Source organism: Streptomyces sp. SCPE 10, from assembly GCF_051980735.1.
Classification (GTDB): Bacteria; Actinomycetota; Actinomycetes; order Streptomycetales; family Streptomycetaceae; genus Streptomyces; species Streptomyces misionensis.
In genome coordinates this window covers 2,135,425-2,161,528 of record NZ_CP197069.1, presented here as the reverse complement: position 1 = coordinate 2,161,528, position 26,104 = coordinate 2,135,425, and the positions used below count along the sequence as shown (strand labels likewise).

At 73.7% G+C, this 26,104-nt stretch carries 20 protein-coding genes and 2 pseudogenes; 13 read left to right on the top strand and 9 right to left on the bottom strand.

Going from position 1 to position 26,104, the window contains the following annotated elements; translation table 11 throughout:
- Positions 1-10: 10 nt before the first annotated feature.
- On the top strand, positions 11-1,483 hold the full coding sequence (locus ACSP97_RS10165; protein ID WP_355531277.1) for an anthranilate synthase component I: 1,473 nt from the start codon (positions 11-13) through the stop codon (positions 1,481-1,483).
- 98 nt (positions 1,484-1,581) lie between these two features.
- On the opposite strand, the gene ACSP97_RS10160 is transcribed toward ACSP97_RS10165, so the two are convergent.
- The gene (locus ACSP97_RS10160) at positions 1,582-2,784 is read right to left on the bottom strand and encodes a S53 family peptidase (RefSeq protein WP_355323394.1); all 1,203 of its coding nucleotides are present in this window, start codon (positions 2,782-2,784) and stop codon (positions 1,582-1,584) included.
- A gap of 247 nt (positions 2,785-3,031) precedes the next feature.
- Between ACSP97_RS10160 and ACSP97_RS10155 the strand changes: the two genes are divergently transcribed.
- The 9 genes and pseudogenes from ACSP97_RS10155 to lgt form a co-directional block, all read left to right on the top strand.
- Positions 3,032-3,670 (top strand): TIGR02234 family membrane protein, encoded by a 639-nt coding sequence (locus ACSP97_RS10155; RefSeq protein ID WP_440557206.1) that lies wholly within the window; start codon positions 3,032-3,034, stop codon positions 3,668-3,670.
- Positions 3,671-3,837: 167 nt separating this feature from the next.
- Entirely contained in the window at positions 3,838-4,104 is a 267-nt protein-coding gene (locus ACSP97_RS10150) for an HGxxPAAW family protein (RefSeq protein WP_355143762.1), read from the top strand.
- A 268-nt stretch (positions 4,105-4,372) separates the two neighbouring features.
- Positions 4,373-4,774: a DUF2752 domain-containing protein gene (locus ACSP97_RS10145; RefSeq protein ID WP_355145055.1), complete on the top strand. Its 402-nt coding sequence runs from the start codon at positions 4,373-4,375 to the stop codon at positions 4,772-4,774.
- 137 nt (positions 4,775-4,911) lie between these two features.
- A complete protein-coding gene (gene trpC / locus ACSP97_RS10140) occupies positions 4,912-5,721 on the top strand; it encodes an indole-3-glycerol phosphate synthase TrpC (RefSeq protein ID WP_355143760.1) in 810 nt (269 codons plus the stop codon).
- 21 nt (positions 5,722-5,742) lie between these two features.
- Positions 5,743-5,979: a tryptophan biosynthesis modulator TrpM gene (gene trpM, locus ACSP97_RS10135; RefSeq protein ID WP_382011957.1), complete on the top strand. Its 237-nt coding sequence runs from the start codon at positions 5,743-5,745 to the stop codon at positions 5,977-5,979.
- 71 nt (positions 5,980-6,050) lie between these two features.
- The gene (gene trpB, locus ACSP97_RS10130) at positions 6,051-7,334 is read left to right on the top strand and encodes a tryptophan synthase subunit beta (RefSeq protein WP_355323391.1); all 1,284 of its coding nucleotides are present in this window, start codon (positions 6,051-6,053) and stop codon (positions 7,332-7,334) included.
- Positions 7,331-8,149 carry a tryptophan synthase subunit alpha gene (gene trpA / locus ACSP97_RS10125; RefSeq protein ID WP_355323388.1) on the top strand — a complete coding sequence of 273 codons (819 nt, stop codon included), beginning with the start codon at positions 7,331-7,333 and terminating at the stop codon, positions 8,147-8,149. The genes trpB and trpA overlap by 4 nt, the downstream gene beginning before the upstream one ends.
- A gap of 118 nt (positions 8,150-8,267) precedes the next feature.
- On the top strand, positions 8,268-9,044 hold the full coding sequence (locus ACSP97_RS10120) for a DsbA family protein (RefSeq protein WP_355143754.1): 777 nt from the start codon (positions 8,268-8,270) through the stop codon (positions 9,042-9,044).
- An 82-nt stretch (positions 9,045-9,126) separates the two neighbouring features.
- A pseudogene (gene lgt / locus ACSP97_RS10115) lies at positions 9,127-9,960 on the top strand (prolipoprotein diacylglyceryl transferase); the annotation flags it as partial.
- Here the strand turns inward: lgt and ACSP97_RS10110 are convergent.
- From ACSP97_RS10110 to ACSP97_RS10075, 8 genes and pseudogenes are all read right to left on the bottom strand, one after another.
- A complete protein-coding gene (locus tag ACSP97_RS10110) occupies positions 9,882-10,163 on the bottom strand; it encodes a pentapeptide repeat-containing protein (protein ID WP_440558394.1) in 282 nt (93 codons plus the stop codon). The pseudogene lgt and the gene ACSP97_RS10110 overlap by 79 nt on opposite strands.
- 49 nt (positions 10,164-10,212) lie before the next feature.
- Positions 10,213-11,022: an HpcH/HpaI aldolase/citrate lyase family protein gene (locus tag ACSP97_RS10105; RefSeq protein ID WP_355531273.1), complete on the bottom strand. Its 810-nt coding sequence runs from the start codon at positions 11,020-11,022 to the stop codon at positions 10,213-10,215.
- Positions 11,019-12,251 carry a CaiB/BaiF CoA transferase family protein gene (locus tag ACSP97_RS10100; RefSeq protein ID WP_358273522.1) on the bottom strand — a complete coding sequence of 411 codons (1,233 nt, stop codon included), beginning with the start codon at positions 12,249-12,251 and terminating at the stop codon, positions 11,019-11,021. Before ACSP97_RS10100 ends, ACSP97_RS10105 begins: the two co-directional genes overlap by 4 nt.
- A 65-nt stretch (positions 12,252-12,316) precedes the next feature.
- Positions 12,317-13,210 (bottom strand): ribokinase, encoded by an 894-nt coding sequence (gene rbsK, locus ACSP97_RS10095; RefSeq protein ID WP_440557203.1) that lies wholly within the window; start codon positions 13,208-13,210, stop codon positions 12,317-12,319.
- Positions 13,207-14,568 carry an ADP-ribosylglycohydrolase family protein gene (locus ACSP97_RS10090; protein WP_364728486.1) on the bottom strand — a complete coding sequence of 454 codons (1,362 nt, stop codon included), beginning with the start codon at positions 14,566-14,568 and terminating at the stop codon, positions 13,207-13,209. Before ACSP97_RS10090 ends, rbsK begins: the two co-directional genes overlap by 4 nt.
- The gene (locus ACSP97_RS10085; protein ID WP_355143742.1) at positions 14,556-15,755 is read right to left on the bottom strand and encodes an ADP-ribosylglycohydrolase family protein; all 1,200 of its coding nucleotides are present in this window, start codon (positions 15,753-15,755) and stop codon (positions 14,556-14,558) included. The genes ACSP97_RS10090 and ACSP97_RS10085 overlap by 13 nt, the downstream gene beginning before the upstream one ends.
- Positions 15,756-15,762: 7 nt before the next feature.
- Positions 15,763-16,881, bottom strand: coding sequence for an ADP-ribosylglycohydrolase family protein (locus ACSP97_RS10080; RefSeq protein WP_358303202.1), 1,119 nt, complete (start codon positions 16,879-16,881; stop codon positions 15,763-15,765).
- A 506-nt stretch (positions 16,882-17,387) separates the two neighbouring features.
- Positions 17,388-18,383: pseudogene (locus tag ACSP97_RS10075) on the bottom strand (ADP-ribosylglycohydrolase family protein); the annotation flags it as partial.
- A gap of 272 nt (positions 18,384-18,655) precedes the next feature.
- On the opposite strand from ACSP97_RS10075, the gene ACSP97_RS10070 reads away from it, so the two are divergent.
- The 3 genes from ACSP97_RS10070 to ACSP97_RS10060 all read left to right on the top strand — a co-directional run bounded on the left by ACSP97_RS10070 (position 18,656) and on the right by ACSP97_RS10060 (position 25,879).
- Positions 18,656-19,387 carry a VIT1/CCC1 transporter family protein gene (locus ACSP97_RS10070; protein ID WP_355143738.1) on the top strand — a complete coding sequence of 244 codons (732 nt, stop codon included), beginning with the start codon at positions 18,656-18,658 and terminating at the stop codon, positions 19,385-19,387.
- Positions 19,388-19,911: 524 nt separating this feature from the next.
- Positions 19,912-24,423, top strand: a complete 4,512-nt coding sequence (gene gltB / locus ACSP97_RS10065) for a glutamate synthase large subunit (RefSeq protein ID WP_355323936.1) — start codon at positions 19,912-19,914, stop codon at positions 24,421-24,423.
- Positions 24,416-25,879: a glutamate synthase subunit beta gene (locus ACSP97_RS10060; protein ID WP_355143736.1), complete on the top strand. Its 1,464-nt coding sequence runs from the start codon at positions 24,416-24,418 to the stop codon at positions 25,877-25,879. Before gltB ends, ACSP97_RS10060 begins: the two co-directional genes overlap by 8 nt.
- The last annotated feature ends 225 nt before the right edge of the window (positions 25,880-26,104 follow it).

Here is a 26,104-nt window from a genome sequence, read left to right as displayed (position 1 = left end):
GGCCGCCGCCATGGACCTGGAGACCTTCCGCAAGCTCGCCGCCGACCGCCGCGTCATCCCGGTCACCCGCAAGCTCCTCGCCGACGGCGACACCCCCGTCGCCCTCTACCGCAAGCTGGCCGGCGAGCGTCCCGGCACCTTCCTGCTGGAGTCCGCCGAGAACGGCCGCTCCTGGTCCCGCTACTCCTTCGTCGGCGTCCGCAGCGCGGCCACCCTCACCGCCCGGGACGGCGAGGCCCACTGGCTGGGCACCCCGCCCGTCGGCGTCCCGGTGGCCGGCGACCCGCTCAAGGCCCTGCGCGCCACCCTCCAGACCCTGCACACGCCGCGCGAGGAGGGCCTGCCGCCGTTCACCGGCGGCATGGTCGGCTACCTCGGCTACGACATCGTCCGCCGCTTGGAGAAGATCGGCCCCGGCGAGCGCGACGACCTGCGGCTGCCCGAGCTGACCATGCTTCTGACCAGCGACCTCGCCGTCATGGACCACTGGGAGGGCTCGGTCCTGTTGATCGCCAACGCGATCAACCACAACGACCTCGACACCGGCGTGGACGAGGCGTACCACGACGCGGTGGCTCGGCTCGACGCCATGGAGGCCGACCTCAGCCGCGCGGTGGCCCAGCCCCCGGCCGTGCTGCCGCCCTCCGAACTGCCCGAGTACACCGCGCTGTGGGGCGGCCCCGACTTCCGGCGGGCCGTGGAGGACGTCAAGGAGCGCATCCGCGCGGGCGAGGCCTTCCAGGTCGTGCCCTCCCAGCGCTTCGAGACCCCGTGCACGGCGAGCGCCCTCGACGTCTACCGGGTGCTGCGGGCCACCAACCCCTCGCCGTACATGTACCTGTTCCGGTTCGAGGGCTTCGACGTCGTCGGATCCTCCCCGGAGGCCCTGGTCAAGGTCGAGGACGGGCAGGCGATGGTGCACCCCATCGCGGGCACCCGGCCGCGCGGTGCCACGCCGCAGGAGGACCAGGGGCTCGCCGAGGAACTGCTCGCCGACCCCAAGGAGCGCGCCGAGCACCTGATGCTGGTCGACCTCGGGCGCAACGACCTCGGGCGGGTCTGCGAGCCCGGCTCCGTCGAGGTCGTCGACTTCATGTCGATCGAGCGCTACTCGCACGTGATGCACATCGTCTCGACCGTGACCGGCCGGGTCGCCGGCGGCCGCACCGCCTTCGACGTGCTCACAGCCTGCTTCCCGGCCGGCACCCTCTCCGGCGCCCCCAAGCCCCGGGCGATGCAGATCATCGACGAACTGGAACCGTCCCGGCGCGGTCTGTACGGCGGCTGCGTCGGCTACCTGGACTTCGCGGGCGACTCCGACACGGCCATCGCCATCCGCACCGCCCTGCTGCGCGACGGCACGGCGTACGTCCAGGCCGGAGCCGGCGTGGTCGCCGACTCCGACCCGGTCGCGGAGGACCAGGAGTGCCGCAACAAGGCCGCCGCGGTGCTCAGGGCGGTGCACACGGCCAACCGGCTCTAGGAGCTTTCGTCTGGATCAGGCCGGATCAGGGCAGGGAACGGTGCCAGGGCCCGCGCCCCCGGCAGGATCCGGAAGACAGGCCCTGGCCCTCAGGGGTTTCAGCCGGTGAACGCGGCGGTGCCGTTCGGGACGCCGAGCCCGGACGGACCGTCGTAGCCGGTGCCCGCCGTGCACAGGTACGAGCCGCCGCAGCTGCCGTTGGAGCCGCTGGTCACGTCGTACAGCGCCGAGGTGTGCGCATAGGGGAAGGAGGCCGGGGTGGAACCGGCCGACGGGGCGCCGCCCAGCGCGTAGGTCGCCGCGATCAGCGGGGAGGAGGCGCTGGTGCCGCCGAAGACCATCCAGCCACTGGCCGAGCGGTAGCTGTCGTACACCGCGACGCCGGTGTTCGGGTCGGCGACCGCCGAGACGTCCGCGACCGTGCGCGCGGCACAACCGGTGTCCTTCTGCCAGCTCGGCTTGGCGCTGTACTTGGAGCAGCCGGAGCCCGCCCCGCTCCACACGCTGTCGCTCCAGCCGCGGGAGTTCGAGGCCGTGCTCAGCGAGGTGCCGCCCACCGCGGTCACGTACGGGGAGGCCGCCGGGTACTCGGTGCCGTAGCCGTTGTCGCCGGAGGAGACGGTGATGGCGACGCCCGGGTGGTTGAAGTACGCGGAGTCGTAACTCGCGTCACTGGAGGACTCGGAGCCGCCGTAGCTGTTGGAGACGAACTTCGCGCCCAGCCTCACCGCGGTGTTCACGGCCGTGCCCAGGTTGGTCATGCTGGCCGAACCGGCCTCCACCAGAAGGATCTTGCAGTTGGGGCAGGCCGCGCTGACCATGTCGAGGTCGAGGGAGATCTCCTCGGCCCAGCCCGAGTCGCCGCGGGGGTAGCTGGTGCCGCCGCTCTGGTCCACCTTCTTGAAGCAGCCGTTGGCCGTGGTGCAGGCCGACAAGCCGTACTGGGCGCGGTAGACGGCGAGGTCGGATTCGGCGTTCGGGTCGTCGTAGGCGTCGACGATCGCCACCGTCTGGCCCGAACCGCCGGTGGCGGACGGCAGGTTGTAGGCCGCCTGGAGCGACGCGGGCCCGTAGCCGGCGGGCGCGGCGGCCGCGGTCAGGTCGCTTTCGGCGTGCGCCGACCGGGGGGTGCCCGCGGTGACCTGGAGGGCGTTACAGGCCATCTGGCCCTTCGCCGGGGCGGCGCACGCGTGGGCGACGGTGACACCGTGCGCGGTGGCCGCCTGGCCGACGGGGGCGGCCAGGGCGAGAGCGGCCGTGGCGAGGGTGGCCACGGCGGTGAGGGAAACGGATCTGCGCAACGTACGTCCTTCGCGAGAGGGATGGGCGGGAAGGGCTGTGGGGGGTGCGCGATACCGCCGGTCGCACGGGGTGCGCCCGGTTGGCGCAGACCGTATGGAGGTCAGGGTCATGTCAACAAGATCGATGTGAAACAGAGGACGTTCCTTTGCCGTGTTCTGTAATGTCCATGCCGTATTCATGGTCGAAAGGCGGCTCGATCATGGGTTGACGGACCCGGGTGACGGTTCGGTCGGGGTTCAGGCGATAGTGGAGTACGTGACTGCTGCTCCTGACCCCCGTTCCGAAGCCGCCGCGCCCGCCCGGTCCGGGCGCCGCAGCCTCGCCGTGGCCCTGCTGTTCGGCGCGCTCGGCGCGGCCGTGGCGCTGCTCGCCAGCCGGCAGCGCTGGGCGGAGGGCACCGCGACGGTGGCCGGCGGCACCTTCCCGCTGACCGCCAAGGGCAGCGACGTCACGGGCGTGCCCGCGGCCCTCGCCATAGTGGGCCTCGCCGCGCTCGTCGCCGTCTTCGCCGTGCGCCGGGTGGGCCGTGTCGCCGTCGCCGCGCTGCTCGCGCTGTCCGGGGCCGGCATCGTCGCCGCCGCCCTGGTGTCCGCCTCCGACAGCACCGCGCTGGACGAGAAGGCGGCCCAGGCCAGCGGCGACACCTCCGCCACGGTGGCGGCGCTGAGCCACACCGGCTGGCCGTACGCGGCGGCCGCCGGCGGCCTGCTGATCCTGCTCGCCGGGCTGCTCGCGCTGCGCTTCGGCGGCCGCTGGCCCGCCATGTCCGGCCGCTACGAACGCGGCACGGACCGCCCGCGCCGCAGCGCCCGCCCGGTCGACCCGGAGCGCCCCGAGGAGATCTGGAAGGCCCTGGACCGGGGCGAGGACCCCACCGGCGCCTGACCCTTCGCGGGGTGTGGCGAACCAGACTCCACCCCCGCGTCCGGCGGCGACCGGCGTACGGGACAATGGACGGCGAGCGTCCGGCTCGGACAGTGTGACGGGCGGGCTCGGAGCCGTACGAACGTACGCTCCCCTGAGACACGTACACAGCAACGAGGAGCACAGACATGGCGGGCAGCAGCCACGGCCACGGTCACACCCCGGCCGCCTGGACCGGCGTCATCATTTCCTTCATCGGTTTCCTGGTCGCGGGCGCCCTCATGGTGATGGGCTCGGTCGTCGGCTTCTGGGTCGGCATCGCGCTGATCCTCCTCGGCGCCGTCGTGGGCGGGATCATGCGCGCCATGGGCCTCGGCCAGAACCAGAAGCCCCTCAAGATGGTCGGCGCCGCCGCCCCCCTCACCGCCCGCGAGCCGGTCGCGGCGGAGAGCTGATCCGCCGGACACCGCTTCCGCTTCCCGAGGGGTGGCCCGCGTCCACGACGGACGCCGGCCACCCCTCGCGGCGTACCGGGAACCGGGCACCCGGCGCCTTCTGCGCGCGCGCCACCGCCTCCTCGGCGAGAATGCTCCCGTGACCGCCGCCGATCCCACCGCCCCCACACCGCCGCCGAGCGCGGGCCCGGCCGCCCCGGCCGCCGCCCGCGTACCGGCCCTCCCGCCGCGGTGGGCGGGTGCTCCCGGCCCCGGTGGCGCCCCCGCCGTGCCCCGGTGGCGGCGACTGGCCGCGCCCGCCGGGGTGTTCGCCGCGGTGGCGGGCGCGTTCGCCTACGTCGGGGCCGTCGACCCCGGCCGGCCCGGCCACTACCCGGTCTGCCCGCTCTACCGGTTCACCGGCCTGTACTGCCCCGGCTGCGGCGGGCTGCGCAGCGCGCACGCGTTCGTGCACGGGGACCTACCGGCCGCGCTGCACGACAACGCGCCCGCCGTCGCCGCCTACGCCGTCTTCGCCGTGCTGTGGCTGGTCTGGGCGGCGCGCTCCTGGCGCGGCCGGCCCGCGCCCCGGATCGACCTGCGGCCGGTCCAGGCGTGGTCGATCGCCGCGCTGCTGCTGGTGTTCAGCGTCGTTCGCAACCTGCCGTTCGGGGCCTGGCTGCACCCCTGACCAGCGGCTCGAATGTCCACGACGTGAAACCGGCGACCACCGGATGCGAGGCCTCCGCCCTGCTCCGGATACCATCGAGTGACCGAGGGTTTTCACAACCTGAAGGAATTCCGACCCGCTGAAAGGGGGCCGCTCGCGTGAGTGTGCTCGACGAGATCATCGACGGCGTCCGTGCCGACCTCGCGGAGCGGCAGGCACGCGTCAGCCTCGACGAGCTCAAGGAGCGCGCGGCCAAGGCCCCCGCCGCCAAGGACGGGGTGGCCGCGCTCAAGGGCGACGGCGTCAAGGTCATCTGCGAGGTCAAGCGCTCCAGCCCCTCCAAGGGCGCGCTGGCCGCGATCGCCGACCCGGCCGGGCTCGCCGCGGACTACGAGGCGGGCGGCGCGTCCGTCATCTCCGTCCTCACCGAACAGCGCCGCTTCGGCGGCTCCCTCGCCGACCTGGAGGCCGTCCGCGCCCGCGTGGACATCCCGGTGCTGCGCAAGGACTTCATCGTCACGTCGTACCAGCTCTGGGAGGCCCGGGCCTACGGTGCCGACCTCGCGCTGCTGATCGTGGCCGCCCTGGAGCAGCCGGCCCTGGAGTCGCTGATCGAGCGCGCCGTGTCCATCGGCCTCACCCCGCTGGTCGAGGTGCACGACGAGGACGAGGTCGAGCGTGCCGTGGCCGCGGGCGCCCGGGTCATCGGCGTCAACGCGCGCAACCTCAAGACCCTCCAGGTGGACCGCGGCACCTTCGAGCGGGTCGCCCCGGAGATCCCGGACCACCTGGTCAAGGTCGCCGAGTCCGGCGTGCGCGGCCCGCACGACCTGATCGCCTACGCCAACGCCGGCGCCGACGCGGTCCTGGTCGGCGAGTCCCTGGTCACCGGCCGTGACCCGAAGACCGCCGTCTCCGACCTGGTCGCCGCGGGCGAACACCCCGCGCTCCGGCACGGCCGGGACTGATCACCCGCTAGGCTGACCCCGATGACTTCCACCACCGTGACGACCGTGGACCGGTACGCCCGCCTGGCGCGCGGCTGCCGCCCCAGGGGCTGCCGAGCCCCTGCCCGGCGTGTCCACGGCCGCCGGGTGCGGTACGTCATCGGCGACGAGCCGGGGCAGGTGAACGGACGCCGATGGCAGCGCGCCCCACGGGGGCGCGGGGCAGGATCGGCTCCTGCGGCTCCGCCGCGCGAGCGCGACCGGCCGTACCCGGCCTGAGGTCGTCCCATCGGCTCCGCCCCCACGGCGAACAGTGTCTTTTTCACACACACTCACCGTGAGGTACTGGCATGCCCAGCAACTACTTCTTCCCCGACCCGGAGGGTCAGGTGCCCAGCGCCGAGGGCTACTTCGGCGCGTTCGGCGGCAAGTTCATCCCGGAGGCCCTCGTCGCCGCCGTGGACGAGGTCGCCGTCGAGTACGACAAGGCCAAGGCCGACCCCGAGTTCGCGCGCGAGCTCGACGACCTGCTCGTCCACTACACCGGCCGGCCCAGCGCACTGACCGAGGTGCCCCGGTTCGCCGAACACGCCGGCGGAGCCCGGGTGTTCCTCAAGCGCGAGGACCTGAACCACACCGGCTCCCACAAGATCAACAACGTGCTCGGCCAGGCGCTGCTCACCAAGCGCATGGGCAAGACCCGCGTCATCGCCGAGACCGGCGCCGGCCAGCACGGCGTCGCCACCGCCACCGCCTGTGCCCTGTTCGGCCTCGACTGCACCATCTACATGGGCGAGATCGACACCCGGCGGCAGGCCCTGAACGTGGCCCGGATGCGGATGCTCGGCGCCGAGGTGGTCGCCGTGAAGTCCGGCAGCCGCACCCTCAAGGACGCCATCAACGAGGCGTTCCGCGACTGGGTTGCCAACGTCGACAGCACCCACTACCTGTTCGGCACGGTCGCCGGACCGCACCCCTTCCCGGCCATGGTCCGCGACTTCCACCGGGTGATCGGCGTCGAGGCCCGCCGCCAGCTCCTGGAGCGCGCCGGACGCCTCCCGGACGCGGCCGTCGCCTGCGTCGGCGGCGGCTCCAACGCCATCGGCCTCTTCCACGCCTTCATCCCCGACGCGGACGTCCGCCTGATCGGCTGCGAACCGGCGGGCCACGGCATCGAGACCGGCGAGCACGCGGCGACCCTGACCGCGGGCGAGCCCGGCATCCTGCACGGCTCCCGCTCCTACGTCCTCCAGGACGAGGAGGGCCAGATCACCGAGCCGTACTCGATCTCCGCCGGTCTGGACTACCCCGGCATCGGGCCCGAGCACTCCTACCTCAAGGACTCCGGGCGCGGCGAGTACCGCGCGATCACCGACGACGCGGCCATGCAGGCCCTGCGCCTGCTGTCGCGCACCGAGGGCATCATCCCGGCCATCGAGAGCGCCCACGCCCTCGCCGGCGCCCTCGACGTCGGCAGGGAGCTGGGCCCCGACGGGCTGATCGTCGTCAACCTCTCCGGCCGTGGCGACAAGGACATGGACACCGCGGCCCGTTACTTCGGGCTGTACGACGCCGACGCCGAGGTGGCCGCGGACGCCGCCGACACCGCCGAGATCGAGGGGGACGCCAAGTGAGCGGGAACATCCAGCTGTTGACCGACACCCTCGCCGGCGCCAAGGCCGAGGGCCGGGCCGCGCTGATCGCGTACCTGCCGGCCGGGTTCCCCACCGTGGACGGCGGCATCGAGGCGATCAAGGCCGTCTTCGACGGCGGCGCCGACGTGGTCGAGGTGGGCCTGCCGCACAGCGACCCGGTGCTGGACGGCCCGGTCATCCAGACCGCCGACGACATCGCCCTGCGCGGCGGCGTCAGGATCGCGGATGTCATGCGCACGGTCGGCGAGGCCCACGCGGCCACCGGCAAGCCCGTGCTGGTGATGACGTACTGGAACCCCATCGACCGCTACGGCGTCGAGCGGTTCACCGCCGAGCTTGCCGAGGCGGGCGGCGCGGGCTGCATCCTGCCCGACCTGCCGGTGCAGGAGTCGGCGCTGTGGCGCGAACACGCCGACAAGCACGGCCTGGCCACGGTCTTCGTGGTGGCGCCGAGCAGCAAGGACGCGCGGCTCGCCGAGATCACCGCGGCGGGCAGCGGGTTCGTCTACGCCGCCTCGCTGATGGGCGTCACCGGTACCCGCGAGTCCGTCGGCGCGCAGGCCCAGGAACTGGTGGAGCGCACCCGCGCCACCGGTACCGAGCTGGCCGTCTGCGTCGGTCTCGGCGTCTCCAACGCGCGGCAGGCCGCCGAGGTCGGCGCCTTCGCGGACGGCGTGATCGTGGGCTCGGCCTTCGTCAAGCGGATGCTGGACGCCCCCGACCACGCCTCGGGTATCGAGGCGGTCCGGGAGCTCGCCGGCGACCTGGCGAAGGGCGTGCGCGGCCAGGCGTAACCGCACACGGCCAGGCGTCACCGCACGGGACATCCCGTGACGCTCCCTTCCGGTCACTCGAACGGGTGGACCTCCGGCCGGGGAGGCGCGCTGCGCCTCCCCGGTTCGTTCTGGGGGTGTGAGCGAGAAGAACCGTGACGGAAAGCGCACCGCCCGGGAGCGGCTGGCGGTCGAGCGCGAGAAGCAGAAGGCCGCGGAGAAGCGGCGGCGCACGCTGATCGTGGGCGCGAGCGTCGTCTGCGTCCTGGGCCTCGCGGCGGTGATCGGCGTGGTCGCCGCGAACTCGGGCAAGAACAAGAGCAGCAGCAGCGCGGGGCCGGTCGTGGCGCCCTCCGGCGCACAGGGCAAGGACGGCCTCGCCATCCCGGTCGGCAAGGACGGCGCCAGATCCACGCTCACGGTCTGGGAGGACTTCCGCTGCCCCGCCTGCCAGGCCTTCGAGGCGGCGTACCGGCCCACGCTCCACGAGCTGACCGACGCGGGCAAGCTCAGGATCGAGTACCACCTGGTCCGGCTGATCGACGGCAACCTCGGCGGCACCGGCTCCCTGCGCGCGGCCAACGCCGCCGCCTGCGCCCAGGACGCCGGGAAGTTCCGCGACTACCACGACACGCTGTACGCGAACCAGCCCAAGGAGACCGACGACGCCTTCGCGAGCAACGCCAAGCTGATCACCCTGGCCGGCAAGGTGAGCGGCCTGGACACGCCCGCCTACCGCAGGTGCGTGGACGGCGGTACGCACGACAGCTGGGTGAACCGCTCCCAGAAGGCCTTCCAGAGCGGCGGCTTCACCGGTACGCCCACGGTGCTGCTGGGCGGCAAGAACATCTACCAGGACCAGTCGATGACGCCGGCCAAGCTCAAGCAGATGGTGGAGGCGGCCGACCGCGGGTAAGTGATTCTCACGCCGCCGTTACGCACCCGTGGCCAGGCGGCTTGGTGTCCCGGGGGCCCGGCACGGTAGCGTCGGACCTGCCATGGAACTTGCCTACATTCCCAGCCCGTCGCGCGGGGTGCTGTACCTCGGCCCCATCCCGCTGCGCGGCTACGCCTTCTGCATCATCATCGGCGTCTTCCTCGCCGTCTGGCTCGGCAACAAACGCTGGGTCGCCCGCGGCGGGCAGTCCGGCACGGTCGCCGACATCGCGGTGTGGGCCGTACCGTTCGGTCTGGTCGGTGGCCGGCTGTACCACGTGATCACGGACTACGAGCTGTACTTCAGCCCCGGCCGTGACTGGGTGGACGCCTTCAAGGTGTGGCAGGGCGGCCTGGGCATCTGGGGCGCGATCGCGCTGGGCGCGCTGGGCGCCTGGATCGGGGCGCGGCGCCGGGGCATCCCGATGCCCGCGTACGCCGACGCCGTCGCGCCCGGCATCGCCCTCGCGCAGGCCATGGGCCGCTGGGGCAACTGGTTCAACCAGGAGTTGTACGGCCGGGAGACCCATGTCCCCTGGGCGCTGCACATCACCTCCTCCGAGGGCGGCCGGGTGCCGGGGTACTACCACCCGACGTTCCTCTACGAGTCCCTGTGGTGCATCGGCGTCGCGTTCCTGGTGATGTGGGCCGACCGGCGCTTCAAGCTGGGTCACGGCCGGGCGTTCGCCCTGTACGTCGCCGCGTACTGCGTGGGCCGGGGCTGGATCGAGTACATGCGGGTGGACGACGCCCACCACATCCTCGGCCTGCGCCTCAACGACTGGACCGCCCTGATCGTCTTCCTGCTGGCCGTCACCTACATGATCGTCTCCGCGAAGCGCCGCCCCGGCCGCGAGGAGATCGTGGAGCCCCTCGCGGTCACGGCATCGACGGACGGCACGGACACGGACAAGGAGACGGACGCCGCCTCCGGGAAGCCCGCCTCCGAGAGGGCCGTTCCCGAGAAGGCGGTCTCCGGGAAGTCCGCGCCCGGGAAGTCCGCCCCGGAGAAGTCCGCCGAGCCGGCGGACGAGCCGGGTGCGGCCGCCGGGGAACCCGAGTCGGCGACCAAGCAGAGCTGACGCACGCGGTACGGCATCGAGGGCGCCCGGACTCTTCCGGGCGCCCTCGCTGCGTGTGGGACCGCCTCAGCGCCCTCTGCGGGCGAGGGACAGCGTGCGGCGGGCCTCGGCCACCACGGCCGCGTCGACGAAGCGGCCGTCGGGCAGCGCCAGGGCGCCCTGCTGGGCGGTGGCGGCCTTGAGAACGGTCTCGGCGTGCTCGCGTTCCGCCGGGGTGGGCAGGTAGGCGCGCTCGATCACCGGGAGCTGGCGGGGGTGGATCGCGGCGCGGCCGAGGAAGCCCAGGGCGCGGCCGTGGGCGCAGGAGGCGGCCAGCCCGTCCAGGTCGCGGATGTCGGGGTGGACCGTCTGGGGCGGGGGCGGCAGCCCCGCGGCGCGGGCCGCGACGATCACCCGGGAGCGCGGCCAGTCGAGCCCCGCGTCCGCCCGCACCCCGAGGTCGGCCCGAAGGTCCGTCTCGCCCAGGGAGATGCCCCGCAGGGCCGGGTGCGCACGGGCGATGGCGTACGCGTGCTCGATGGCGAGGGCCGACTCCAGCAGCGCGTGGAGGGGGAGCGGGGTGCTCGCGGCGACCCGGCGCACCTCCGCCGGGGTCGTCACCTTCGGCAGCCGGAGCGCGGACAGCCCCGGCAGCCCGGCCAGTGCCGCGAGGTCGGCGCTCGCCCACGGGGTGTCCAGGGCGTTGACGCGGACGTGCACCGGCACCGGCGGCGGCTCCGTGAGCAGGTCGGCCGCGGCGTGCCGCGCGTACTCCTTGCGGTCGGGGGCCACCGCGTCCTCCAGGTCGATCACCACCACGTCGGCGCCCGCCGACAGCGCCTTGGCGATCACCCGGGGCCGGTCGCCGGGAACGTACAGCCAGGTCAGCGGGGTCACAGCGCACCCTCCTCGCGCAGCGCGGCGATCTCGTCCGGGGTGAGGCCCAGCTCGGTGAGGACCGCGTCGGTGTCCGCGCCGTGCGGGCGGCCGGCCCAGCGGATCGCGCCGGGGGTCTCGGACAGCCGGAACAGCACGTTCTGCAACCGCAGCGGGCCCAGCTCCGGGTCCGGCACGGTGGTCACCGTCTCCAGGGCCCGGTACTGGGGGTCCGCCAGCACGTCCCGGACGTCCTGCACCGGGGCCACCGCGGCCTGTGCCGCCTCGAACGCGGCCAGGACCTCCGCGCGGGTGCGGGCGGCGATCCAGGTGCCGACGGCCTCGTCCAGCACGTCGGCGTGCGCGGCCCGGCCCGTGCCGGTGGCGAACCACGGCCGCTCGGTCAGCTCCGGGCGCCCCACCAGCCGCAGCACCCGTTCCGCCACCGACTGCGCGGAGGTGGAGACGGCGACCCAGGTGCCGTCGGCGGTGCGGTAGGTGTTGCGCGGGGCGTTGTTCGCGGACCGGTTGCCGGTGCGTTCCTGGACGTAGCCGAGCTGGTCGTACCAGGTGGGGTGCGGGCCGAGCACCGACAGGATCGGCTCGATGATCGCCATGTCCACGACCTGCCCGGCGCCGGTGCGCTCGCGCGCGGCCAGCGCGGTCAGCACGCCGTACGCGGTGGTCAGGCCCGCGATCGAGTCGGCGAGCCCGAAGGGCGGCAGCACCGGGGGTGCCTCGGGCTCCCCGGTGAGCGCGGCGAAGCCGCTCATCGCCTCGGCGAGGGTGCCGAAGCCGGGGCGGTGCGCGTACGGACCGAACTGGCCGAACGCGGTGACCCGGGCGAGCACCAGCCGGGGGTTGGCCGCGGACAGCGCGTCCCAGCCCAGGCCCCACCTCTCCAGGGTGCCGGGGCGGAAGTTCTCGATCACCACGTCGGCGGTGGCGGCGAGCCGCAGCAGGGTCGCCCGGCCGCCCGGCCGGGACAGGTCGAGGGTGATGGCGCGCTTGTTGCGGCCGAGCACCTTCCACCACAGGCCCACCCCGTCCTTGGCCGGCCCGTGTCCCCGGGACGGGTCCGGCCGCCGCGGATGCTCCACCTTGATCACCTCGGCGCCGAAGTCGCCGAGCAGTGACGCGGCCATGGGGCCGGCGAAGAGCGTCGCCAGGTCCAGCACCCGCAGCCCGCCCAGCGCCGGGACCGCGGCGGTCGCCGGGTCGCCGGCGGTCGTCGGGTCCCCGGGGGTGATCCGGTCCCCGTGGGGTGTCGGCTCCCCGGGGGCCGTCGGGTCCCCTGGGGTCGTCGGCTCCCCGCTCATGAGGTGAACCGCGCGTCGATCTCCGGGCGGTACGGCATCGAGGCGGACGCCCCCGGCCGCTCGACCGAGAGCGAGGCCGCGGCGGCGGCCCAGGACAGGGCCTCGCGCACGGGCTTCTCCTCGGCGAGGGCCACCGCGAGGGCCCCGGCGAAGGTGTCGCCCGCGCCGGTGGAGTCCACGGCCTCGACCCGCGGCGCCGGCACCACCAGCGGCTCCGCGTCGCGGGTCACGTACAGACAGCCGGTCGCGCCCAGGGTGACCACCGCGCACGGCACCACCTCCAGCAGTGCGGCGGCGGCCGCCCGCGGGTCGGGGTGCCCGGTGAGGGTGATCGCCTCGTACTCGTTGGGCACCAACAGGTCGGCGGCGGCGAGGAGTTCGGGCGGCAGCGGCCGGGCGGGGGACGGCGTGAGGACGGTCCGGACTCCGTGCCGGCGGGCGGCCTCGGCGCCCGCCACCACCGCGGCCAGGGGGATCTCCAGCTGGAGCAGCAGCGCGTCGGCGGAGGCGATCACCCCCTCGTCGCCGGGCGAGAGGTGGTCGACGGTGCCGTTCGCGCCCGGGATGACGACGATCGAGTTGCCGCCCTCGTCGTCCACCACGATGTGCGCGGTGCCGGACGGGCCCTCGACCGTGCGCAGGGAGTCGGTGTCCACACCGGAGTGTTCGAGGGTCTCCCGCAGCCGCGCCCCGAACGCGTCGTTGCCGACCGCGCCGATCATCGACACGGTGGCCCCGGCCCGCGCGGCGGCGATCGCCTGATTGGCGCCCTTGCCGCCGGGGATCGTGCGGAACTCCCGGCCGGTCACGGTCTCCCCGCGCTGCGGGGCCTTGGCGACATAGGTGACGAGGTCCATGTTGGTGCTGCCGAGGACGGCGATGTGGGTCATGGGCGGATCGCCTCCAGGTGCGTGAGGTGGGCCAGGGCGTCGAAGCCGCTGCCGTCGAAGTCGGCGACGCCGGTGGCGAGCCGGTTCTTCAGCGGAACCCGCCAGTGTTCGGGGAGCGCGGTGGGGGAACCCGCGAGGAGCCCGGCGACACTGCCCGCCGTCGCGCCGACCGAGTCGGTGTCCAGACCGCCCGCCACCGCGCGGCACACGGAGCCGGTGAAGTCGCCGTCGGCGTGGCTGAGGGCCGCGACCAGCAGGGCGGTGTTGGGGATGGCGTGCACCCAGTGGTGGGTGGGGGCGTAGCGGGCGTGGAGTTCGTCCACCACGTCGTCGAAGTCCTCGTGCGCGGCCGCGAGGCGCAGCGCGTGCCCGATGGCCTCGGCCAGTCGTGAGCGGGGCGGGACCACCGTCCGGCCCGCCCGCAGACAGGCGTGCACGTCGTGTTCGCCGGTGGCGGCCGCGGCGAGGGTGGCGGCGGTGAACATGGCCGCGTAGACACCGTTGGCGGTGTGCGTCAACACCGCGTCCCGGTACGCCTGTTCGGCGGCGCCGGCCGGATCGCCGGGGTTGGTCCAGCCGTGCACGTCGGCGCGGATCAGGGCACCGATCCACTCCCGGAACGGGTTGCGGTGCCGGGCGGTGTGCGGCGGTTCGACACCGGTGAGCAGGTTGCGGTAGGCGAGGCGTTCCGCGGTGAACGTCCGTCCGGGCGGCAGCTCTTCGAGCCACAGCCGGGCCACGTCGTCGGTGGTGAAGTCCTTGCCGTGGCGCTGGAGCAGCAGCAGGTTGAGCAGGGGGTAGTCGAGGTCGTCGTCCGGGGGCATGCCGTCGATGTTCTCGGCGAGGGAGGTGGCGGCCGAGCGGCGGTTCCAGGGGTGGGCGGCGAGCAGCTCACCGGGGACGCCCCGGGCGGTGAAGTAGCCGCTGAGCGGCCAGTTCCCGGCCGCCCTGGCCAGGGCGCGGATGCCGTCCAGGGGCAGCTTCTCCACCGGTTTGCCCAGCAGGCAGCCGATGGCCCGGCCCAGCCAGGACGCCTCCAGCGCGAGCGGTCCCGGCGACGGGGCGGGCCGCGGGGCGGGCCAGTCGGGGCACGCCGCCCGGATCGCGGACAGCTCGGTCGGTTCGTCGTCGGCCAGCCGGCTGGGCAGATCGGCCAGTTCGTCCAGCAGGTCCTCGGCCAGCAGCCGTAGATAGCGGGAGACGCGGTGCGCGGAGGCGCCCGCGCGCTCCGGGGCGTCCGGACCGCCCGCCGCCCGCCAGCGCTCCTCGATCCGCGACGGCTCCCGGCCGTCGAGTCGGGCCTGGCGCAGCTCGTGGCCGAGCAGGTCCTCGGGCTGGACCCAGGTCAGTCGGAGCACGGCGCACCTCCCAGGGCGGCGAAGGCCCGTTCGTGGGCGCGGCGCCGCTCGACGTCGCGGGCGAAGATCTCGCGGGTGACGCGGGCGAGGGTGCGGGCCGGCCGCCACAGGTCCAGGCGGCTCGCCCGCGCCACGGTCCGCGCCCAGTCCTCGGGCACCGGGGAGCCGAGGGCGCCCGCGAGGGCACCGGCCATCGTGGCGATCGAGTCGCAGTCGCGGCCGTAGTTGACCGAACCGAGCACCGCCTGCCGGTAGTCGCCGCCGGAGACCACCAACATGCCGAGTGCGACGGGCAGTTCCTCGATGGAGTGCAGCCGGGAGGGGCGGCGGGCGGCGAGGGAGGGGGCGCGGTAGTCCGGGCCGACCGTGTCGTAGGGGGCGACCGCCGCGCGCAGCGGCCCGAGCGCCGGCTCGAACTCGTCGTATCCGCTGGCCGTTTCGCAGACCTTCTCGATCGCCGTCCGGGTGCCGTCCTTGGCCGTGGCCAGGCAGGCGGCCACCACCGAGTCCGGGGTCGCGTCCGGCGTGGCGGCGGCGGCGACGGCCGCGGCGAAGACACCGGCCGCCTCCCTGCCGTACGACGACTGGTGGGCACCGGCGACGTCCAGCGCCTCGGCGTACGCGGCGCGCGGGTCGGCCGCGTTGACCAGGCCGACGGGGGCCATGTACATCGCCGCACCGCAGTTGACGATGTTGCCGACGCCCGCCTCCCGGGGGTCCGCGTGCCCGTAGGCGAGCCGGGCCACGAGCCACTTCTCGGCGAGGAACAGCCGGTGCAGCGGCAGTGCCTCCGCCTCCAGTTCGGGGATCCAGCGGGGCTCGGTCATCAGGTCCGGCACCAGGTGCTCGGCCAGCGCGTAGGCGTCGAGGTGGTCGCGGACCCGGTCGTAGACCCGGACCAGCGCGTGGGTCATCAGGGTGTCGTCGGTGACGTGGCCGTCGCCCTTGTGGTACGGCGCCAGGGGGCGGGCGGTGCGCCAGGCGTCGCCGTGCCAGGGGCCGACGATGCCGCGCACCCGGCCGCCGTGCCGTTCGGCGATCTGCTCGGGGGAGTACCCCTCGACGGGTCCGCCGAGGGCGTCACCGACGGCGGCGCCGACGAGGGCGCCGGTGATCCGGTCGTCCAGACCGGGCGAGCGGAGCCCGGCGCGCTCCTCTTCGGGGCCTTTGAGTTGCATGGGCGTCATGCCCGAATCATCCTCCTGGGTGGGCCGGTTGCGCGGCTTCCAGGAGTCCGGCGAGTTCCACCAGGTCGGTGCCGGTGAGCCGGGGCAGGGCGCAGCCGGGCAGGACGCGGCAGGCGTCGCGCCAGGTCTCCGGGATCGCCGCGCCGCCGCCGAGGGCGCCGGTGAGGGCGCCCGTGAGCGCGGGGGCCGAGTCGGCGACCCGGGACAGACAGGCGGCCGCGGGTACGGCCTCGGCGATCCGGCCGCGGGCGGCGGTGGCCAGCGCGAGGGCGACGGGTACGGTCTCGGCGGCGGCGACGCCGTAGCTGTAGACGTGGTCCACGATCTGGTGCTCCAGCACGGGGACGAGGGCGAAGGCGGGCGCGCCGTCCGCGGCGAGGGCGAGCGCGTGCCGTGCGTTGCGGCCGATCTCGGTGTCGGGCGGGAGTTCGGCGAGGGCGGCCGTGACGCAGGCGTCGGGGTCCGCGCCGGCCAGGGCGAGCGCCACGGCGGCCGCCATGGCCCGGGCGCCGTGCACGCCGTCGCCGTCCTGGGTGTAGCGGGCGTCGAACTCGGCGAGGGCGGCGGCGCGTTGGGGGTCGCCGGGGTGGGCCACCGCGAGCGCGCAGGCGCGGACGCAGGCCGCGTCGTCGAAGTAGTGCGGGTTGTCGTGGCCGGTGGCGGGCGGGCGCAGGCCGGTGGCGAGGTTGCCGAGGCCGGCCCGCACCGAGATCCGGGCGCGCAGCGGCAGCACGGCGGACTCGATCTCCGGCGCGCGGTCCGCGGCGGCGGCGACCTCGCAGGCGACGGCGGTCCAGGTGAGGTCGATGGCGGCGCGCATCCGGCGGTCCCGGCCGAGGTCGCCGAGGGCGTCGTCGGTGCCGGCCCGCAGGACCGCCTCCGCGGCGAAGGCCGCCCATTCGGCGTCGTCGGAGGGGCCGAGGCGGAGCGGGCCGGGCGGCTGGTTCAGGGCGATCGGCACCGGGAGGGTGGTGGTCGCGTTCTGCTCCGCGAAGGTGTCCAGCTCCCGGGTGAGACGGCGGGTCCACTCGGGCATGCGGGCGGCGCGGTGCCGGGCGGCGGGCCAGCCGGCGGCGTCGCCCGCGGCGAGGCCGAGCAGCAGTCCCTCGACCCGTCCCGGCCTCACGACCGGCCCTCGCGGTCCGCGCCGACGAGGGGGCTGAACACCCTGGGCCACCGGACCTTCCCCCGCCTGCCACCCGGCTCGGCGGACCGGGGGGCGGACGGAGGCGGGGCCGGGGGCAGCTCGGCGGGCTGCGGGGCGGGGGACAGGGCAGGGGCGGACGGCTCGGCGGGGTGGGCGGCCGGGGGGAGCGAGGGCGCGGATGGGGCGGTGGGTTGCTGGGCTGGAGGGAGCGAGGGCGCAGGTGGGTCGGTTGGTTGCAGGGCTGCGGGGATCGGTGATGCGGGTGGGTCGGTGGGCTGGAGGGCTGGAGGGAGCGGCGGCGCGGACGGTTCGGTGGGCTGGAGGGCCGGGGGGAATGAGGGCGCGGGCGTGCCGGTGGGCTTGGCCGGGGGGAACGGCGGCACGGGTGGGACGGCGGGCTGCTGGGTCGGGGGGAGCGACGGGACGGATGGCTCGGTGGGCCGGAGGGTGGTCGGCAGGGACGGCACGGTCGGTTCGGTCGGTGGCGGTACCAGCAGGTCCGCCACCTCCTCCACCCGCCGCCCCGCCATCGCCGGCAGGCACCGCCCCCGCACCGGGCCGATCGCCTCGGCCCAGTGCGGCGGGATCGCGGCCGTGCCCCGGGTCGCGCCGGCGAGGGCGCCCGCCACCGCCGCCGTGGTGTCGGCGTCGCGGCCCATGTTGACGGCCGTGAGGACCGCCTCGCGGAAGTCGCCGTCGGCCGTGGCGTAGGCGCCGAAGGCGAGGGCGACGGCCTCGGGGGCGAGGTCGGTCCAGGGATAGCCGCCGACGACGACCGCGGAGCGGACGGCGCGCTCGCCGCGGTGGGCGACGGCCACGGCGCGGCGCAGCGAGCGGGCGGTCCAGGAGTCGTCCGGGATCACCGCGAGCGCGGCGGCGATCACCACCGGGACCGGTGCGCCCGCCATGGCCGCGGCCACCCCGGCCGCGACCGCCTGTCCGCCGTGGATGCCCTCGCCCTCGTGGCTGACCGAGCCGTCGATCGCGACCAGGCGGGCCGCCTCCCCGGGGCGCCCGGCCGCGAACACCCCGAAGGGGGCCGCCCGCATCGCCAGGCCGTCGCTCCAGGCGTGCCGGTGCTGGGCGGAGACCGGCGCGGCCAGGCCCCGGCGCAGGTTCTCCAGCGTGCCCCGCTCGCTGAAGCCCGCGCCGCGGAAGGTGCCCTCGGCCCGGTCGGCGATCCACTCGTGCCAGGCCGCCTCCACGTGCGCCGGGGTGAGCGCCGAGCCGTGCCGGGCCAGCAGCAGGCCGGAGAAGAGGGCGTACTCGGTGTCGTCCGTGCCCTGCGGCCGGTCGGTCACGAAGTCCGTGATGCGGCCCCAGCGGGCGCGGATCTCGGAGGGCTTCAGGTTCTCCGCGGGGGCGCCGAGCGCGTCGCCGACGGCCAGGCCGAGCAGGGCGCCCCGGGCCCGGTCGCGGAGCCCGGGGGCCGCTTCGGGCGAGGGGGGCGGGGGTGGGGGAGTGCAGGCGGTCGATGCCATGGGCGGTCTCCTTCGGCGGGGCCCACCTGGGCCCGCGGACCCTTTGCGGATGTGTCCCACCACGGACCGGTGCGCGTGCCTCGGAACGGAGCCTGTCACCCGCTCGGCCACCTGAGCGGTAGGCGGCGCGGATGAGCGCAAAAGCCGTAAAGCCGCAGGTTAGCCGAGCCTTCCCTTGCTGGCGGCGCGCACCGGAACGACGTAGATTGCCTGTAGTCGAAAAGTAGAACTCGTCCAAAGTTAGCTTTGGCTAAGCTCATTCGGGGAACCTCATGGCCATCATCGAAACCGAGGCCGCGCTGCACGAAGCGCACCGCGACAACCACACGCACCGCGATGTGAACGGCGGCTGGCTGCGCCCCGCCGTCTTCGGCGCGATGGACGGCCTGGTCTCCAACCTTGCTCTGATGACCGGTGTGGCCGGCGGCTCCGTCAGCCACCAGACCATCGTCATCACCGGACTCGCGGGGCTCGCCGCGGGCGCCTTCTCCATGGCGGCCGGCGAGTACACCTCCGTCGCCTCCCAGCGCGAGCTGGTCCAGGCGGAGCTGGACGTCGAGCGTCGTGAGCTGCGCCGGCACCCGCAGGACGAGGAGGACGAGCTGGCGGCGCTCTACGTCGCCCGGGGCGTGGCCCCCGACCTGGCCCGCGAGGTGGCCCGGCAGTTGTCCAAGGACCCCGAGCAGGCCCTGGAGATACACGCCCGCGAGGAGCTGGGCATCGACCCCGGCGACCTCCCGTCGCCGCTGGTCGCGGCCGTCTCGTCGTTCGGCTCCTTCGCCCTCGGCGCGCTGCTGCCCGTACTGCCGTACCTGCTCGGTGCCACCGCGCTGTGGCCCGCCCTGCTGCTCGCGCTGATCGGGCTGTTCGGCTGCGGCGCCGTGGTGGCGAAGGTGACCGCGCGCAGCTGGTGGTTCAGCGGACTGCGCCAGCTGGCGCTCGGCGGTGCGGCCGCCGGTGTGACGTACGCCCTGGGCGTGCTGTTCGGAACGGCCGTAGGATGACGGTATCCGCAACCTATGCGATGGGCCGCATAAGTAGCCGTTACCCGCTGGTTTCAGATGTGTGACCACCGGGCATGAGCCGTAAGCGCCGCGGGCAATGACGCCTGCCGCACCCCGCGGAGGGGGTCGACGACGATCCCCCCGCTCTTCGGGCCGAGGGGCACCGGCAGGACCGATGGTCCGACGGTGACCCAGCGGCCCCCGCACACGTTCGCCGCCATGAGCGGCACCCGGCCGCTTCGCGCGGTTGCCTCCGCCGTCCCCGCGCGGCACTCTGACACCCCCGCCACCCACCCCGTGGCGTCCGCATGTTGGAACGGAGCTTCCGCTTTCCGAGATCCGAGCCATCATGTAACCTGCACGAAATTTCGCCACCCGCAGAGGGCCAACGTCGTCCCTCGGCACACGCCACATGCCACATGACGACGACGGGAGAGCCGATGCGTACGCCGCGCCAGCCGTCCCAGCATTCCGAGAACGGCCAGAACTGGTCGTTCATGGATGCTCGCCCTGCTGCGCAGGGTATGTACGACCCCCGCAACGAACACGACGCCTGCGGCGTCGGTTTCGTCGCCACCCTCACCGGCGAGGCCTCCCACACCCTGGTCGAGCAGGCGCTCACCGTGCTCCGCAATCTGGAGCACCGCGGCGCCACCGGTTCCGAGCCGGACTCGGGCGACGGCGCGGGCCTGCTCTCGCAGGTGCCGGACGCCTTCTTCCGCGAGGTGGCCGGATTCGAACTGCCCGCGGCCGGCTCCTACGCCGTCGGCATCGCCTTCCTGCCCGAGGACGGCACCGAGGAGATCGTCTCGGCCATCGAGACGATCGCCGGCGAGGAGGGCCTGACCGTCCTCGGCTGGCGCGAGGTCCCGGTCGCCCCCGAGCTGCTGGGCACCACGGCCCGCGCCACCATGCCGGTGTTCCGGCAGATCTTCGTGGCCGACGGGGAGAGCACGGGCATCGCGCTGGACCGCAAGGCGTTCGTGCTGCGCAAGCGCGCCGAGCGCGAGGCGGGCGTCTACTTCCCGTCGCTGTCCGCGCGCACCATCGTCTACAAGGGCATGCTGACCACCGGCCAGCTGGAGCCCTTCTTCCCGGACCTGTCCGACCGCCGCTTCGCCTCCGCGATCGCGCTGGTGCACTCCCGGTTCTCCACCAACACCTTCCCCTCGTGGCCGCTCGCGCACCCGTACCGGTTCATCGCCCACAACGGTGAGATCAACACCGTCCAGGGCAACCGCAACTGGATGCGCGCCCGCGAGTCCCGTCTCGCGTCCGACCTGTTCGGCCCCGCGGACAAGCTGGAGCGCATCTTCCCGGTGTGCACCCCCGGCGCCTCCGACTCCGCCTCCTTCGACGAGGTCCTGGAACTGCTGCACCTCGGCGGCCGTTCGCTGCCGCACTCCGTGCTGATGATGATCCCGGAGGCCTGGGAGAACCACGCCTCGATGGACCAGGCCCGGCGCGCCTTCTACGGCTACCACGCCACGATGATGGAGCCCTGGGACGGCCCCGCCTGCGTCACCTTCACCGACGGCACCCAGGTCGGCGCCGTGCTCGACCGCAACGGTCTGCGCCCCGGCCGCTACTGGGTCACCGACGACGGCCTCGTGGTGCTCGGCTCCGAGGTCGGCGTCCTCGACATCGACCCGGCCCGGGTCGTCCGCAAGGGCCGCCTCCAGCCCGGCCGGATGTTCCTGGTGGACACCGCCGAGCACCGCATCATCGAGGACGACGAGATCAAGTCGTCCCTCGCCGGCGCGCAGCCCTACGCCGAGTGGCTGGAGGCCGGCGAGATCGAGCTGGGCGACCTGCCCGAGCGCGAGCACATCGTGCACACCCACGCCTCGGTCACCCGCCGCCAGCAGACCTTCGGCTACACCGAGGAGGAGCTGCGCGTCATCCTCGCCCCGATGGCCCGCACCGGCGCCGAGCCGATCGGCTCCATGGGCACCGACTCGCCCATCGCGGCCCTGTCCGAGCGCCCGCGCCTGCTGTTCGACTACTTCACCCAGCTGTTCGCCCAGGTCACCAACCCGCCGCTGGACGCCATCCGCGAGGAGTTGGTCACCTCGCTGCGCAGCGCGCTCGGCCCGCAGGGCAACCTGCTGGAGCCGACCGCCGCCTCCTGCCGGTCCGTCATGCTGCCCTTCCCGGTGATCGACAACGACGAGCTGGCCAAGCTCATCCACATCAACGCCGACGGCGACATGCCCGGCTTCAAGGCCGCGACCCTCTCCGGCCTGTACCGGGTGAGCGGCGGCGGCGAGGCGCTGGCCGCCCGTATCGAGGAGATCTGCGCCGAGGCCGACGCGGCCATCGAGAACGGCGCCCGGCTGATCGTCCTGTCCGACCGGCACTCCGACGCCGAGCACGCGCCGATCCCCTCGCTGCTGCTCACCGCCGCCGTCCACCACCACCTCATCCGCACCAAGCAGCGCACCCACGTGGGCCTGCTGGTCGAGGCCGGTGACGTCCGCGAGGTCCACCACGTCGCCCTGCTGATCGGCTACGGCGCCGCCGCCGTCAACCCCTACCTCGCGATGGAGTCGGTGGAGGACCTGCTGCGCGCGGGCACCTTCCTCGACGGCATCGACACCGAGAAGGCCATCAGGAACCTGATCTACGCCCTCGGCAAGGGCGTGCTGAAGGTCATGTCCAAGATGGGCATCTCCACCGTCGCCTCCTACCGGGGCGCCCAGGTGTTCGAGGCCGTCGGCCTGGACGAGTCCTTCGTGGAGAAGTACTTCAACGGCACCACCACCAAGATCGGCGGCGTCGGCATCGACGTCATCGCCGACGAGGTCGCCGCCCGCCACGCCAAGGCCTACCCGGCCTCCGGCATCGCGCCCGCGCACCGCACCCTGGAGATCGGCGGCGAGTACCAGTGGCGCCGCGAGGGCGAGCCGCACCTGTTCGACCCGGAGACGGTCTTCCGCCTCCAGCACTCCACCCGCACCGGCCGGTTCGACATCTTCAAGAAGTACACCGCCCGGGTGAACGAGCAGTCCGAGCGCCTGATGACGCTGCGCGGCCTGTTCGGCTTCACCTCGGACCGGGCGCCGATCCCGGTCGAGGAGGTCGAGCCGGTCAGCGAGATCGTCAAGCGGTTCTCCACCGGCGCCATGTCGTACGGCTCCATCTCCAAGGAGGCGCACGAGACCCTCGCCATCGCCATGAACCAGCTGGGCGGCAAGTCCAACACCGGCGAGGGCGGCGAGGACCCGGAGCGGCTGTACGACCCCGCGCGCCGCTCGGCGATCAAGCAGGTCGCCTCCGGCCGCTTCGGCGTGACCTCCGAGTACCTGGTCAACGCGGACGACATCCAGATCAAGATGGCCCAGGGCGCCAAGCCCGGCGAGGGCGGCCAGCTGCCCGGCCACAAGGTCTACCCGTGGGTCGCCAGGACCCGGCACTCGACGCCCGGCGTGGGCCTGATCTCCCCGCCGCCGCACCACGACATCTACTCCATCGAGGACCTCGCCCAGCTGATCCACGACCTGAAGAACGCCAACCCCCAGGCGCGGATCCACGTCAAGCTGGTCTCCGAGGTCGGCGTCGGCACCGTCGCGGCGGGTGTCTCCAAGGCGCACGCGGACGTCGTGCTGATCTCCGGTCACGACGGCGGCACCGGTGCCTCCCCGCTGACCTCCCTCAAGCACGCGGGCGGTCCCTGGGAGCTGGGCCTCGCCGAGACCCAGCAGACGCTGCTGCTCAACGGCCTGCGCGACCGGATCGTCGTCCAGACCGACGGCCAGCTCAAGACCGGCCGTGACGTGGTGATCGCCGCGCTGCTCGGCGCCGAGGAGTTCGGTTTCGCGACCGCGCCGCTCGTCGTCTCCGGCTGCGTCATGATGCGCGTCTGCCACCTGGACACCTGTCCGGTGGGCATCGCCACCCAGAACCCGGTGCTGCGCGAGCGCTTCGCCGGCAAGGCCGAGCACATCGTGAACTTCTTCCGGTTCATCGCCGAGGAGGTCCGCGAACTCCTGGCCGAGCTGGGCTTCCGCTCCATCGAGGAGGCCGTCGGCCACGCCGAAGTGCTGGACGTGCGGCGTGCCGTCGACCACTGGAAGGCGCAGGGCCTGGACCTGGCGCCGCTGTTCCACGTGCCCGACCTGCCCGAGGGCGCCGTCCGCCACCAGCAGATCGCCCAGGACCACGGCCTGCAGAAGGCCCTGGACAACGAGCTGATCAAGCTCGCCGCCGACGCCCTGGCCGCCGACGAGGCGACCGAGGCGCAGCCGGTGCGCGCCCAGGTCGCGATCCGCAACATCAACCGCACGGTCGGCACCATGCTCGGCCACGAGGTGACCAAGAAGTTCGGCGGTGCGGGCCTGCCCGACGACACCATCGACATCACCTTCACCGGCTCCGCCGGCCAGTCCTTCGGCGCGTTCCTGCCGCGCGGCATCACGCTGCGCCTGGAGGGCGACGCCAACGACTACGTCGGCAAGGGCCTGTCCGGCGGCCGGATCATCGTCCGCCCGGACCGCGCGGCCGACCACCTCGCCGAGTACTCGACGATCGCGGGCAACACCATCGGCTACGGCGCCACCAAGGGCGAGCTGTTCCTGCGCGGCCGCACCGGTGAACGGTTCTGCGTGCGCAACTCGGGCGCGCTGGTCGTCTCCGAGGGCGTGGGCGACCACGGCTGCGAGTACATGACCGGCGGCCACGCCGTCGTCCTCGGCCCGACCGGCCGCAACTTCGCGGCGGGCATGTCCGGCGGTATCGCCTACGTCATCGACCTGGACCCGCACAACGTCAACGCGGGCAACGCGGACGCCGTCCGGGAACTGGACGAGACGGACAAGCGGTGGCTGCACGACGTGGTGCGCCGCCACGCCGAGGAAACCGGCTCGACCGTCGCCGAGAAGCTGCTCGCCGACTGGGACGCGGCCGCGGCCCGGTTCAGCAAGATCATTCCCAGCACGTACCAGGCAGTGCTCGCCGCCAAGGACGCCGCCGAGCGAGCCGGTCTCTCCGAGACCGAGATCACCGAGAAGATGATGGAGGCGGCGACCAATGGCTGATCCGAAGGGCTTCCTCAACCACGGCCGCGAGGTCGCCAGGACCCGTCCCGTCGCCGAGCGCGTCAAGGACTGGAACGAGGTCTACGTCCCCGGCTCCCTGCTGCCGATCGTCGGCAAGCAGGCCAGCCGCTGCATGGACTGCGGCATCCCGTTCTGCCACAACGGCTGCCCGCTCGGGAACCTGATCCCCGAGTGGAACGACTACGCCTACCGCGACGACTGGGCCGCCGCCTACGAGCGGCTGCACGCCACCAACAACTTCCCGGAGTTCACCGGGCGGCTGTGCCCGGCGCCCTGCGAGTCGGCGTGTGTGCTCGGCATCAACCAGCAGCCGGTCACCATCAAGAACGTCGAGGTCTCCATCATCGACAAGGCGTGGGACAGCGGGTACGTCACCCCGCGCATCCCCGAGCGCCTGTCCGGCAAGACCGTCGCGGTGATCGGCTCGGGCCCCTCCGGTCTGGCCGCCGCCCAGCAGCTGACCCGGGCCGGCCACACGGTCGCCGTCTACGAGCGCGCGGACCGCATCGGCGGCCTGCTGCGGTACGGCATCCCCGAGTTCAAGATGGAGAAGCGGCACATCAACCGCCGCATCGAGCAGATGCGCGCGGAGGGCACCCGCTTCCGCACCGGCGTCGAGGTCGGCCGCGACCTGAGCGCGCGCGACCTCAAGAAGCGCTACGACGCGGTCGTGATCGCCGCCGGCGCCACCACCGCCCGCGACCTCCCCGTCCCCGGCCGGGAACTCAAGGGCATCTACCAGGCCATGGAGTACCTGCCGCTGGCCAACAAGGTCCAGGAGGGCGACTACGTGGTGTCGCCCATCTCGGCCGAGGGCAAGCACGTCGTGGTCATCGGCGGCGGCGACACCGGCGCGGACTGCGTGGGCACCGCCCACCGGCAGGGCGCGGCCTCGGTCACCCAGCTGGAGATCATGCCCCGGCCGAACGAGGAGCGGCACCCCACCGGGCAGCCCTGGCCGACCTTCCCGATCCTCTACAAGGTCACCTCGGCCCACGAGGAGGGCGGCGAGCGGATCTACTCCGCCTCCACCACCCGCTTCGAGGGCGACGAGGACGGCAATGTGCAGTGGCTGCACCTGGCCGAGGTCGAGTTCGTGGACGGCAAGCTGACCCAGAAGCCGGGCACCGAGCGCCGCATCCCGGCCCAGCTGGTCACGCTGGCCATGGGCTTCACGGGCACCGACCGCGAGAACGGCCTGGTGGAGCAGTTCGGCCTGGAGCTGGACGAGCGGGGTAACATCGCCCGCGACGCCGACTTCCAGACCAACGTGCCGGGAGTGTTCGTCGCCGGTGACGCCGGCCGCGGGCAGTCCCTGATCGTCTGGGCGATCGCGGAAGGCCGCTCGGCCGCCCGCGGAGTCGACCGCTACCTGACCGGGGCCAGCGACCTGCCGGCCCCGATCCGCCCGACGGACCGCGCCCTCGCGGTCTGACGGAACACGAGACGTTTCCGCACAAAGGCGTGCGGAACACCTGACGGCGCCTGCCCACTGTCCCCGACCGGACGACCGGGCAGGCGCCGTTGCCACATGCCGGCACGGGCCCGCTCAGGCGGTCAGCGAGGTCCGCCCTCAGCCGGGCGAGGACCAGCAGCGGCGCCCGCACGGCCGCGCACACGCCCGCCTGGACAGGGTGCGCCGCTCGCCGCGGGGCGCGCA

Bases quoted from the DNA above. Each gene is read 5' to 3' on its own strand.
- ACSP97_RS10165 (WP_355531277.1), top strand. From the start codon at position 11: ATGGACCTGGAGACCTTCCGCAAGCTCGCCGCCGACCGCCGCGTCATC.
- ACSP97_RS10150 (WP_355143762.1), top strand. From the start codon at position 3,838: ATGGCGGGCAGCAGCCACGGCCACGGTCACACCCCGGCCGCCTGGACC.
- trpM (WP_382011957.1), top strand. From the start codon at position 5,743: ATGACTTCCACCACCGTGACGACCGTGGACCGGTACGCCCGCCTGGCG.
- trpB (WP_355323391.1), top strand. From the start codon at position 6,051: ATGCCCAGCAACTACTTCTTCCCCGACCCGGAGGGTCAGGTGCCCAGC.
- ACSP97_RS10110 (WP_440558394.1), bottom strand. From the start codon at position 10,163: ATGCCGTACCGCGTGCGTCAGCTCTGCTTGGTCGCCGACTCGGGTTCC.
- rbsK (WP_440557203.1), bottom strand. From the start codon at position 13,210: ATGACCCACATCGCCGTCCTCGGCAGCACCAACATGGACCTCGTCACC.
- ACSP97_RS10085 (WP_355143742.1), bottom strand. From the start codon at position 15,755: ATGACGCCCATGCAACTCAAAGGCCCCGAAGAGGAGCGCGCCGGGCTC.
- ACSP97_RS10070 (WP_355143738.1), top strand. From the start codon at position 18,656: ATGGCCATCATCGAAACCGAGGCCGCGCTGCACGAAGCGCACCGCGAC.
- gltB (WP_355323936.1), top strand. From the start codon at position 19,912: ATGTACGACCCCCGCAACGAACACGACGCCTGCGGCGTCGGTTTCGTC.
- ACSP97_RS10060 (WP_355143736.1), top strand. From the start codon at position 24,416: ATGGCTGATCCGAAGGGCTTCCTCAACCACGGCCGCGAGGTCGCCAGG.